The sequence below is a fragment of the Ornithinimicrobium murale genome (assembly GCF_003352835.1).
GTDB classification, from domain to species: Bacteria; Actinomycetota; Actinomycetes; order Actinomycetales; family Dermatophilaceae; genus Ornithinicoccus; species Ornithinicoccus muralis.
Genome location: NZ_QLVD01000005.1, coordinates 83748 through 94582 on the forward strand (window position 1 = coordinate 83748; position 10835 = coordinate 94582).

General features: G+C 64.8%; 10 protein-coding genes and 2 pseudogenes. 9 read left to right on the forward strand and 3 right to left on the reverse strand.

All coding sequences use genetic code 11. The features are described from left to right. The first annotated feature begins 118 nt into the window (after positions 1-118). From ctaC to DPQ65_RS02435, 3 genes are read left to right on the forward strand one after another with little or no spacing between them, the layout of a single operon-like run. Positions 119-973, forward strand: coding sequence for an aa3-type cytochrome oxidase subunit II (gene ctaC, locus DPQ65_RS02425; RefSeq protein ID WP_238146633.1), 855 nt, complete (start codon positions 119-121; stop codon positions 971-973). After that, positions 973-2775, forward strand: coding sequence for an aa3-type cytochrome oxidase subunit I (gene ctaD, locus DPQ65_RS02430; RefSeq protein WP_114905789.1), 1803 nt, complete (start codon positions 973-975; stop codon positions 2773-2775). Before ctaC ends, ctaD begins: the two co-directional genes overlap by 1 nt. After that, a complete protein-coding gene (locus DPQ65_RS02435) occupies positions 2772-3173 on the forward strand; it encodes a cytochrome c oxidase subunit 4 (RefSeq protein ID WP_114905790.1) in 402 nt (133 codons plus the stop codon). Before ctaD ends, DPQ65_RS02435 begins: the two co-directional genes overlap by 4 nt. 157 nt (positions 3174-3330) lie before the next feature. Here the strand turns inward: DPQ65_RS02435 and DPQ65_RS15455 are convergent, their stop codons facing one another. Next, a complete protein-coding gene (locus tag DPQ65_RS15455; RefSeq protein ID WP_162801970.1) occupies positions 3331-3624 on the reverse strand; it encodes a hypothetical protein in 294 nt (97 codons plus the stop codon). 342 nt (positions 3625-3966) lie between these two features. On the opposite strand from DPQ65_RS15455, the gene DPQ65_RS15835 reads away from it, so the two are divergent. The 5 genes from DPQ65_RS15835 to DPQ65_RS02470 all read left to right on the forward strand — a co-directional run bounded on the left by DPQ65_RS15835 (position 3967) and on the right by DPQ65_RS02470 (position 9075). Beyond that, complete coding sequence (locus DPQ65_RS15835; RefSeq protein ID WP_202862978.1) at positions 3967-4257, forward strand: HAMP domain-containing protein; 291 nt, start codon at positions 3967-3969, stop codon at positions 4255-4257. After that, on the forward strand, positions 4242-5489 hold the full coding sequence (locus DPQ65_RS02450) for an ABC transporter ATP-binding protein (protein WP_114905791.1): 1248 nt from the start codon (positions 4242-4244) through the stop codon (positions 5487-5489). Before DPQ65_RS15835 ends, DPQ65_RS02450 begins: the two co-directional genes overlap by 16 nt. Then, positions 5405-5782 (forward strand): protein kinase domain-containing protein, encoded by a 378-nt coding sequence (locus DPQ65_RS15970; RefSeq protein ID WP_114905792.1) that lies wholly within the window; start codon positions 5405-5407, stop codon positions 5780-5782. Before DPQ65_RS02450 ends, DPQ65_RS15970 begins: the two co-directional genes overlap by 85 nt. Before the next feature lie 1548 nt (positions 5783-7330). Next, positions 7331-8200, forward strand: coding sequence for an ABC transporter ATP-binding protein (locus tag DPQ65_RS02465; RefSeq protein ID WP_272947626.1), 870 nt, complete (start codon positions 7331-7333; stop codon positions 8198-8200). Next, positions 8197-9075 (forward strand): hypothetical protein, encoded by an 879-nt coding sequence (locus DPQ65_RS02470; RefSeq protein WP_114905794.1) that lies wholly within the window; start codon positions 8197-8199, stop codon positions 9073-9075. Before DPQ65_RS02465 ends, DPQ65_RS02470 begins: the two co-directional genes overlap by 4 nt. A 140-nt stretch (positions 9076-9215) precedes the next feature. Here DPQ65_RS02470 and DPQ65_RS02475 read toward each other — a convergent pair. Continuing rightward, positions 9216-9392, reverse strand: a pseudogene (locus DPQ65_RS02475) (IS3 family transposase); the annotation flags it as partial. A gap of 60 nt (positions 9393-9452) precedes the next feature. On the opposite strand from DPQ65_RS02475, the gene DPQ65_RS02480 reads away from it, so the two are divergent. Beyond that, positions 9453-10646 (forward strand): integrase catalytic domain-containing protein, encoded by a 1194-nt coding sequence (locus DPQ65_RS02480; RefSeq protein ID WP_114905795.1) that lies wholly within the window; start codon positions 9453-9455, stop codon positions 10644-10646. Positions 10647-10718: 72 nt separating this feature from the next. Here DPQ65_RS02480 and DPQ65_RS15975 read toward each other — a convergent pair. Beyond that, positions 10719-10835, reverse strand: a pseudogene (locus DPQ65_RS15975) (IS3-like element ISDds1 family transposase); the annotation flags it as partial.

Consider the following 10835-nt stretch of genomic DNA (forward strand, 5'->3'; position numbering starts at 1 on the left):
GCGCACGCGCGAGGGGGTAGGCTCTGACACGGTTAACCATGGCTCGATAGTGAGGTGCGCATTGCAACGGCAGACTGCCCCGGCCCGTCGCCGCAGAAGGATCGGTGGACTCGGTCTTTTGGCTGCCCTCGCCCTGGTCCTGAGCGGCTGCGGCGCGGAGTTCCAGCGCGGATACCTCCCGGAGCCGGTGACCGAGATCGGGCCGAAGGTCATCAACTTCTGGAACTGGACCTGGATCGCGGCGCTGGCCATCGGCGTCCTGGTGTGGGGCCTGATCCTCTGGTGCGTCGTGGCCTACCGTCGCAAGAAGGACGAGAAGGGCCTCCCGGTCCAGCTGCGCTACAACGTGCCGCTGGAGATCCTCTACACGATCGTGCCCGTGCTCATGGTTGCCGTGCTCTTCGGCAAGACCGTCGAGCTGCAGCACGAGATGGTCGACACCACCCAGGAAGCTGACGTCACGGTCAACGCGATCGGCAAGAAGTGGTCCTGGGACTTCAACTACGTCGAGGCCGACGCGCACATCATCGGCACCCAGGCCAGCGACCTGAACAAGGGCGAGGAGGGGCTGCCCGAGACGCTGCCCACCCTGGTCCTGCCGGTCGACAGCCGCATCGAGTTCGTCCTGACCTCACGCGATGTCATCCACTCCTTCTGGGTGCCGCAGTTCCTGACCAAGCTCGACATGGTGCCCGGCCGGGTCAACGTCTTCCAGGCGGTGACGACCGAGGAGGGCACCTTCCAGGGCAAGTGCGCCGAGCTGTGCGGCGCCTACCACTCCGAGATGCTCTTCCAGGTCCAGGTCGTCTCCCAGGAGGAGTACGACGCGTTCATCGAGGACCTCAAGGCCTCCGGCGGCGACGGCCTCGTCGGCAACGAGTACAACCTCTACGGCCTCCACGAGGGGCAGCCGGCCAAGTTGCCACCGGCGCTTCTCGAGGACTACAACGCCTCGCAGGAGGAGGAGAACTGATGGCCATCACCACGACGCGGCCGCCTGGTGAGATCGTCCCCGCCAGCGGGCCGGAGCAGCCACGCAAGAGCCTGGGCAAGCTCATCGTCAACTGGATGACCACGACCGACCACAAGGTCATCGGCAACCTGTACTTCATCACCAGCGTCGCCTTCTTCATGCTCGGTGGCCTGCTCGCCCTGATCATCCGCGCTGAGCTGTGGGCTCCTGGTCTCGGGGTCGTGGACAACCCCGAGCAGTTCAACCAGATGTTCACCATGCACGGCACGATCATGCTGCTGTTGTTTGCGACGCCGCTGTTCGCCGGCTTCGCCAACGCGCTGATGCCCCTGCAGATCGGTGCGCCCGACGTCGCCTTCCCGCGACTCAACATGTTCGCCTACTGGCTGTTCACCTTCGGTGGTCTGATCACGGTCGGTGGGTTCATCACCCCCGGTGGTGCCGCGTCCTTCGGATGGTTCGCGTATCAGCCCCTCGCCGGCCCGACGCACAGCCCCGGCCTCGGCGGCGACCTGTGGGTGATGGGCCTGGCCCTGGCCGGTTTCGGCACGATCCTGGGTGGCGTCAACTTCATCACCACCATCGTGTGCATGCGCGCCCCCGGCATGACGATGTTCCGGATGCCGATGTTCACCTGGACCGTGTTGGTGACCTCGATCCTGGTGCTCATGGTCTTCCCGGTGCTGGCCGCCGCGATGTTCGGCATGGCCGCGGACCGCATCGCCGGTGCCCATATCTATGATCCGGAACACGGCGGAGCCATGCTCTGGCAACACCTGTTCTGGTTCTTCGGCCACCCCGAGGTCTACATCATCGCGCTGCCGTTCTTCGGGCTGATCTCCGAGATCATCCCGGCGTTCAGCCGCAAGCCGCTGTTCGGCTACAAGACGATGGTCTTTGCCACCGTGTCCATCGCAGCCCTCTCGGTGAGTGTGTGGGCCCACCACATGTACGCCACCGGCGCGGTCCTGCTGGAGTTCTTCGCGATCATGACGATGCTGATCGCGGTCCCGACCGGTCTGAAGTTCTTCAACTGGGTCGGCACGATGTGGGGCGGGCACCTGACTTTCGAGACCCCCATGCTGTGGTCCCTAGGCTTCCTGGTGACCTTCTTGTTCGGTGGGCTCACCGGCGTCATCCTGGCCAGCCCCGTGCTGGACTTCCACGTGACGGACTCCTACTTCGTGGTGGCGCACTTCCACTACGTGGTGTTCGGCACCGTGGTGTTCGCGATGTTCGCCGGCTTCTATTTCTGGTGGCCGAAGTTCACCGGTCACATGTTGAGCGAGGGCTGGGGCAAGCTGCACTTCTGGATGCTCTTCTTCGGCTTCCACGGCACCTTCCTGATCCAGCACTGGCTGGGTGCCATGGGGATGCCGCGTCGCTACCCGGACTACATGCCAGAGGACGGGTTCACCTGGATGAACCAGCTCTCGACCGTCTCGGCCTTCCTGCTCGGCGCCTCGATGCTGCCCTTCCTGTATGCCGTGTGGAAGAGCTTCAAGACCGAGAAGGTCACCGTGGACGACCCCTGGGGCTGGGGTGGCTCCCTGGAGTGGGCCACCTCGTGCCCGCCGCCGCGACACAACTTCAACTCACTGCCGCGGATCCGGTCCGAGCGTCCGGCCTTCGACCTGCACCATGCGGACGTGGCCACCATGGAGTCCGCCGAGCCTGACAAGGGCGTCCTGGAGACCCTGTTGGGTGGACCGGACACCGACCCGGCCGGCCAGACGGGCACGGTCAATGGCGGGTCCAAGGGTCGTGGCGACGAGGACGAGAAGAATGGAGATGCCCGATGAAGGTTGAGGCAAAGCTCTTCTACTGGCTCATCGGCTTCTTCTTCATCGTCGGAGCCATCTACACCTACTTCACCAACTTCGAGGAGCCCGTGGGGGCCGTCGGCCTGGTGCTGACGGGCATGATGTGCGCGATGGTCGCCTGGTACCTCGCCAAGAGCGGTCGCACCGTCGATCTGCGCCCTGAGGACCACGAGATGGGGGAGATCGCCGACCAGGCGGGCCCGTATGGCCACTTCGCGCCGCACTCCTGGTGGCCGCTGTGGGTCGGGCTCTCGGGAGCCATGGTCTTCCTCGGTATCGCCATCGGCTGGTGGATGGTCCTCATCGCCTCGCCGTTCCTGGCTATCGCAACGGTCGGCTGGGTCTTCGAGTACTTCCGGGGCGAGCACGCCATCTGAGCCTCTGCCTGACGACAACAACGGCCGCCGCACCATCGGGTGCGGCGGCCGTTGTGTGCGTGGCACTCCTGGGTGTCGTGCCAGTCGGGAGTTGCGGCTCAGGTCCGTTCGTCGTCGACGCAATCGTCGTGCTCGATATTTTCCTGGCCCGGTGGGGTCACGGGCAGCGGGAGATGCTCCACCAGCCGCTGCCCAGTGCCCGTTCCCACTCTGCTTCAGTGGGCGCCAACAGTCCGGGGTAGCGGCCATCCTCGAGGTGGTCAAAGCCGAACATAGTGCTGATGGGTTCGTCCTCCAAGCCAATGAACTGCACGATGCAGTGATTGACACCCGGACCGTAGATCGCCCGGATCACCCCAGGGTGACGGTGTCTCAGAAGGCAGCCGGCCTGAACGAACTCGGGATCCAGGACGTGGGATGCGTCGTCCTCCCCGGCGTAGAGAACGCTCACGCCCACCCTGGCCTCGTCCGCCTGCAAGAAGCGCATGTTCTCGCCGCCGGCGGGGTGGCACTCTTGACCGGTCCACGTGCGCGTCACGGGACAGTGAGTGATGAGCTCCTCGCAAAGCCGCCTCGGCAGGGTCCTCGCCAGGCTTGATGGTGCCAGCGGGAACCTGAACTCCAACGTGAGCCAGCGGGAGGTCGCGATGAGTGAAGACTAGGAGGTGACCACCCGAGACTGGCGCGTAGCGTGAGTTGGTACCGGTAGTCCAGCGATCTGGTACTGGCGTTCTGGGGAGGTGGTACCGGCTCCGAGTTGGTGCTCGGGGCGTGTTCGTGGCGGAGTCTGCGCATGTCGATCTGGCCGGCTGGCGAGCTCGACGCCCGGGTCCGGCCCTCGGGGCCAGGCGAGGTCCGGGCGATCGGAGGAGCGCTCAACCATCTCGCGACACGGATCGGCGAACTACTGGCTGCGGAGCGTGAATCGGTGGCCGACCTGTCCCATCGACTGCGCACCCCGTTGACCGCAACGGTGGCCGAGGAGAGCCTCGGCAACGCGCCCCTGGTCAGGCCTACCAACGCCAGCACAGCGAAATCGCCCGCTTCCACCACCACGGCGAGCACCGGATGGCCGCAAAGCTGACCGGGGCACGACTCAACGCGGCGTTCGGGCCGCTGGTGGACGCCGTGGAGCTGGTCGGAGTCCTGGTCGTTGTCGGTCTGGGCACCTGGCAGATGGCCCAGGGCCGACTCACCCTCGGCGGCCTGTTGGCCTTCGTCGCGTATCTGTCGCAGGTCTACGGTCCGGTGCGCTCGCTGTCGCGGTTGACCAACACCATCTACTCCGCATCGGCCGGAGCGGAAAGGATCAGCGAACTGCTCACCAGCACGACCTCGGTCCCGGAGCACGCCGACGCGACGGATCTCGGTCGGGCACACGGAGTGGTGCAGCTGGACCACGTGAGCTTCACCTACCCCGACGCCACCGGTCCCACCCTGCACGACGTCTGTCTCACCGCCAGTCCAGGCGAGGTGCTCGCCCTGGTCGGTCCCAGCGGGGCCGGGAAGTCGACCGTGGCCAGGCTGATCCTGCGGATGTACGACCCCGACGCCGGAGCCGTCCGCCTCGACGGCCACGACGTGCGAGCCCTGAGGCTCGGCGCGCTTCGCGGCAACATCGCCCTGCTGCTGCAGGAGACCCTGATCTTCCACGGCACCGTCGGCGAGAACATCGCCTACGGCCGCAACGGAGCCAGCCCCGAGGAGTTGCGACGGGCGACACGGCTGGCCGACGTGGACGGGTTCGCGCAACGTCTGGCTGACGGCTACGACACAGTGATCGGCGAACGGGGGCGCTTGGTGGGCACGTTCTCGTTGTTGATGCCACCGTGCGGGGGCTCTCCGGCGGACAGCGCCAGCGGATCGCGATCGCCCGGGCCCTGGTGTGAGACGCCCCGGTGCTCATCCTGGACGAGCCGGCGACCGGACTCGACGAAGAGACACGGCCCGCGTCGCCGAGCCGCTGCGCCGGCTCATGACGGGCCGTACGACGATCGTCATCGCACACGACCCCCGCACCATCGCGATGGCCGACCAAGTGCTCACGCTGAACGGCGACTGCCTCGCCGACAGGCCCGACACCCACGTCGCGAACAAGGATTCGGTGCCCACATGAGCGTGACCCTGCAACGGTCCCAACCACACCAGCTCCTCGCGGGCCAGGAGGTCGCGCCCGGCTACCTGGTCGTGGAGCACCTCAGCCGCGGCAACGAGCTGGACGTCTACGCCGCATGGAGCCAGGAACGCGACGCTCCTGCATCGTCAAGCTGCTACGACCCGACCGGCTCCACAAGACCCAGAGTCGAGACCGCCTGATCCGTGAAGGGACACTGCTCACCCAGCTGTGCCACCCGCACCTGGACCTCAAGCCCTCCAACATCGTGGCCCAGGCAGGCAAGGCGACACTGCTCGACCTCAGCCTCGCCCAGGCACCCGGACCCTGTCCCGCGGGGATGGGGACCACAGAGTACATGGCACCCGAACAGGTGGCCGGCGACCGGGTCGACACCCCGACAGACGTGTGGGGCCTAGCCGGAGTGCTCTACCGGGCCGCAACCGGCCGCCGCCCCTTCCCCGCATCCGAGCACGGCCGGTGGACGACCGGATAGACCCAGAACCATTACACCGCCCCGGACAGCACCCGGTGCTCAGCGACCTGGTGGTCGCGGGCTTCGCGCCAGAGCCAGCACACCGGCCCACCCTGACCCGACCTACGCCAGAGACTGCTGACCGCTCTGCCCGAGGGTATGGCCTCACTCCTCGGGGTCGGTTGACAACAGGGAACCCTTCTGGCTGGTCGACTGCCCAAGTCAGGTCCAAGCACTGGGCGACGGCCACGTCATCGACGTGCAGCTCGAACCCGCCGGTCCACGGAACAGCCCGCACCTGGTAACCGGTGCTGATCGCCAAGCACCTCGCGTGCGGTCAGCGGATGGGCCATGACTCCAGTCTCCCAGTCACGAACGCGATGCCCTGCACGACCATGGTGCAGCGGGTGATCCGTCCACTGAGCCCACGTGGGACACGCCTCGGCGCGGCGGCGTGCGCAGTCAGGTGCGGTCACGACCCCACTCCCTGGTGACGGCACTGAGCCCGACCATCGGCTGATCGTGTGCGTCGCTGTCAGCGCCGAGCGATTTTGAGATTCACCAACGAGTATGAAACTACGTGAGACAGAGGTTCCCCTCCGCAACGGACTCTGAGACTCCAGCGGCAGAGTCTGAGACGCGAGGACCAGCGGGAGTTCCAGTTGAGGACCTCTACGCGCACTTTTAATGATTCAACTAATATTTCAACGCGGGCGGTTGACACATCGACACGTCCCCGCTACCCTCGGACGACGCCCGCGAGGGCGACGGTGCCCTCGGGGATGATTCGGTAAGGGGATCTGCGATGAAGCGGAAACTGGCGTCAGTGTCAATCGCCTCACTCATTGCTGTTACTGGAGGCGTCGCGCTTCCAGGCGCGGCGCATGCAAGCACCGCATGCGACGGCTATGCAATCACGATCAACGGGAATCCAGGGCGCGGAGCCCCCATCGAGAGCGACCGGCCACACTCACCGTACCGGAAATCATTACGTCCGATACATCTACAGCAATGGAGTCTGGGAGTGGTGGGCCGATAACAACGGCGGCTCAAACGGGGACACCGTAGACACATACTACGGATCGAGGCAGTGCTGAAGGCCCAAAGCCTCGGTTGGCTTATAGGCGGGCAGGTTCTGGTGCTTGGGCTCTTGGGATGTAGTCAGAGTTCGGAACCTGCCCGCACAAGCTCCGTCAGTGGGTTGCCGCAGGTGACCGTCGTCGGTACAGCACAGTTTAGCGAAGTGAATGTAGGCGACTGCCTGGCCAACTCTCAGGTAGTAGAGGACACGGTGAACGTCGCTGACTGCGTTCCAGGTGCCTTCGAGGTGGTCGGTGTTGCCATACTTGACGCAGGGGCAATCCCTGAAGAATCCCAACCGGATTCGCCTCGGGCGGAAGGCCCCGCATGTGACCCGTTCTTCAGCGAGGTCTCGCCGGACAGAGTGCCGTGGATGGTGCTAGCACCAGAATCACCTGGGTCTATCGCAAGTATCCCGGTGCTATGTGCCGCACCAGTGATTTCTGAGCGCTAGGCCAATCGTTGGAGGCGCGATTCGATCATGTCACCGTGCGTCGGCGCGGTCGGACGATCTTGGATGGTGTCACTTTCGATGTGCACACGCGCGCAGTGCATGCCCTGCTAGGGCACAACGGTGCCGGCAAGACGACTCTGCTGCGGGCGCTCGTTGGTTTGATCGACCTGTCCTCGGGGCATTGTGAGGCCAAGTCCACAGTGGCTGTGGTTTTCACGGGGCGAAGCCTCCCTGGGGACATCTCGGTGGCCACTGCGGTGGAGTTCCGTCGTCGGCTCTTGGGAACACCTGTTTCCACGGCGTTCTTGGCAGCCATGGGTGTCGATGAGTTTCTGGACCGTCGGGTTGGTGATCTGTCTACCGGGATGGCGCAACGAGTGGAGATTGCCCTTGCGCTCTTATCGGGTGCCCAGACCCTGGTCCTGGACGAACCCACGACCGGACTTGACCCCCAGGGAGTCAGCGACCTGCTAGCCCTGCTGCGCACGATCCATGAGCAAGGGCGCACTATTATCCTGTGCTCACATGACCTGTCCCAGCTGGAGTTGATCTGTGACACGGTGACCTGTCTTCGAGGGGGAAGGGTGACGGCGCATGGCTCCGTGGAGGAGCTTGCGCTCCGTGTCCCGGGCACGGGGCACATCCTGCGTACCGCTGATGACACGGCTGCTCTGGACGTCCTAGAGGGTCATGGAATTGAGGCCACTCGCGAGGTTCGCGGGGTCTTGGTCCCGTCAGGTGCCGCGCTCAGCTCGGTGGTCTCGCTGTTAGATGACCGGTCAGTCAACGTTCGGGAGGTGCATACCGAGCGAGGCTTGTTCCACCGCATCTACCAGGAGTTCGCGAGTGCACCAGCACCGGAGACAGGCGGTCAGGACCGGGCGCACGCGGAGGGGAAGGCGTGAGAGCGACGATCTTCCTTTTGGTGCGGCGTCGCGCAACCGTGCTGACCGCAGTCCTAGCCGTCCTTGTCACTGTGAGCCTCATCATGTGGAGGCTCGTCACGAGCTCCTCTGATGTCGAGGCTGCCGTTGATGACGCACAGAGGCAAGCAGAGCAGACCGGCCAGCAATTCGGCCAGCAACTGCCGGTGGAGAACTTCTTCGTCGATCCCAGGTACATCCTTGCGGAGGGCCTCCCGATGGATCTAGGGCTCTTGGCTGTTGGTCTCGCCCTCGTAGGCCTGGTCGGTGGTGCCTCAATCGCCGGAAGCGACTGGAGGACGGGAACGGTGAGATTCCTGCTTCCCAGCTTGACGGCCCGGGCGGCCGGGACCCTACGAACTCTCGGGGCGTGGGCTGTGCTCAGCGTTCTTGGTGCTTTCGTCCTCGTTCTTCTCGCCGTTGGCGGCCTCTATGCCGTGGCAGCCATCAACGGGCACGTCAGTGGAATCGCGGGACTCACCATCGTCAGCACGGCCCTGCGGGCCGTCTTGGTCGTGGCCGCATCCAGCGTTGCAGGCGCTTCCCTGGCCATCGCCACACGCCATGAACTCCCTGTGATCATCGCGGTCCTGGCCTATGTGGTTGTTGCCGAGGGTGTCCTCGAAGCCGCGATGGGCCAGTTCGGCTACACCGCGCCCAGCCAACGCGTTCACGAGTTCATCATGTCCCGTGACATCAGTTCCGAACGAACCCTGCAATGTGGCGACGTGCCGCTGTGTCCCTTGATCTACGACAGCGGGCCAGGCAACCCCATGGGGTACGTGGTACTCGCTCTAACAGTTGGCGCATGCGTGCTGGCAGCCCTACTCATCGCCCGCCGACCCATCTGGCGTTAGTTGGCCGCGGCATTCCCCGCGACGCGGCATGGTCGACGTGTAGAAACACCGGAGCTGCGCAAGCTTGTCGAGATGCCGACTTCGTGCGGTTCCACCAATGTGGTCTGAGGGGCTCTGGGCGGACAGCAGCTTTGCTTGCCTTATGAGGCGATTGCGTAGGTTTGGTTGTACTCGTTGGTGAACTCCAACGGACTTTTGTAGCCCAACGCTGAGTGCAGCCTGGTCCGATTATAGAACACCTCGATGTATTCCGCAATAGCCCGACGAGACTCACCTAAAGTGCTCGCGAAACGGGTCGCGTGCCTCAGATGGGTTTTGCTCGCGAAACGGTGGGGTCTCTTCCGTGGTGGGCTGGCCGGATGGGTTCAGGATTGTCGATGGCTACCAGGCACGAGATCACCAAGAAGTATGCCCGCGAGTACGCGTCGGCCTCGAAGCTCCGCAAGGGCGAGTTGCTCGATGAGCTGATCGGCGTGACGGGCTGGTCGCGGGCCAACGCACGCCGGCAGATCCGTGCCGCGGCCCAGCGCCGCGGGCCGGCCCGGGCGCAGGTGCGTAAGCCACGAGGCCGCGGTTACTCCTACGACGCGTTGAGGGTACTGATCGCAGTGTGGACGCTGGTCGGAGAGCCGTGCGGGAAGTACCTGGTCGTGATCATGGAAGAGAGCCTGGAATCGCTGGCCGCCCATGACGAACTGGGTGAGGTCGCTGACCGCCTCACCGTGCAGGTCCGCGCCGAGCTGGTGTCGATGTCGGCGGCGACGATCGACCGGTACCTGGCACCGACCAAGACAGCTCGCTACCCCGTGGCCAAGGCAGCGACCCGCCCGTTGAACACGTTGCGCAGCGAGCTGGCCGTGCGCCAAGCGATGGACGAGATGGAAGCTAGGCCTGGGTTCTTCGAAATCGATCTGGTCGCCCACTGCGGGCACACCCTGGCTGGCGAGCACGCCTGGACCCTGACCGTGACCGACGTATTCACCGGGTGGACCTCCAACGTGGCCATCAAGAACCGCGCCCACCGACACGTGGTAGCCGCCATCGAGCTGGCCGCCGACACCCTGCCCTACCCGATGGCCGGCCTGGACTGCGACAACGGAGGAGAGTTCATCAACCACCAGCTCGTGGCCTGGTGCGCCCAGCGGACGGTCTTCATGACCCGCTCGCGTCCGCACACCTCCAACGACAACGCCCACGTGGAGCAGAAGAACGGCGACATCGTGCGCAAGAGCGCGTTCCGCTACCGCTACGACACCCCGACCGAACTGGACCTTCTCAACGAGCTGTGGGAGCTGGTCAACCTGCGCAAGAACTTCCTGCTGCCCACCAAGAAGGCCACCGGCTGGCGTCAGACCCAGGCAGGTCGACACGTACGCGTCTACGACGCTCCGCGCACGCCCTACCACCGCGTCCTGGACTCCGGCGCCCTCACCGACGAGCAAGCCGAGGTGCTGACCGCTGTGCGGGCCGAGCTGAACCCGGCCGAGCTGACCCGGCGCATCAACCACATCCAGAACCAGCTCATAGACTCCGCCAAGGACAAGACCCTCGCCCGACGCAACGCCTCCTGACCCGTTTCGCGAGCAAACTCACCTGAGGCACGCGGTCACATCTCGCGAGCACCTTGACATGAGGCACCACGTAGCCCGACGTGCTTTGTTTCGGGTCGGGAACACGGTACGGTAGACGAGTTCGATCTTGAGCGAGGCGAAGAACGATTCGGCCATTGCATTATCCCAGCACACGCCAGTGTGGCCCAT

What these genes read in the sequence shown, in the direction of transcription:
- ctaD (WP_114905789.1), top strand. Translation starts at nt 973, where the DNA reads ATGGCCATCACCACGACGCGGCCGCCTGGTGAGATCGTCCCCGCCAGC.
- DPQ65_RS02435 (WP_114905790.1), top strand. Translation starts at nt 2,772, where the DNA reads ATGAAGGTTGAGGCAAAGCTCTTCTACTGGCTCATCGGCTTCTTCTTC.
- DPQ65_RS15835 (WP_202862978.1), top strand. Translation starts at nt 3,967, where the DNA reads ATGTCGATCTGGCCGGCTGGCGAGCTCGACGCCCGGGTCCGGCCCTCG.
- DPQ65_RS02450 (WP_114905791.1), top strand. Translation starts at nt 4,242, where the DNA reads ATGGCCGCAAAGCTGACCGGGGCACGACTCAACGCGGCGTTCGGGCCG.
- DPQ65_RS15970 (WP_114905792.1), top strand. Translation starts at nt 5,405, where the DNA reads ATGGAGCCAGGAACGCGACGCTCCTGCATCGTCAAGCTGCTACGACCC.
- DPQ65_RS02480 (WP_114905795.1), top strand. Translation starts at nt 9,453, where the DNA reads ATGGCTACCAGGCACGAGATCACCAAGAAGTATGCCCGCGAGTACGCG.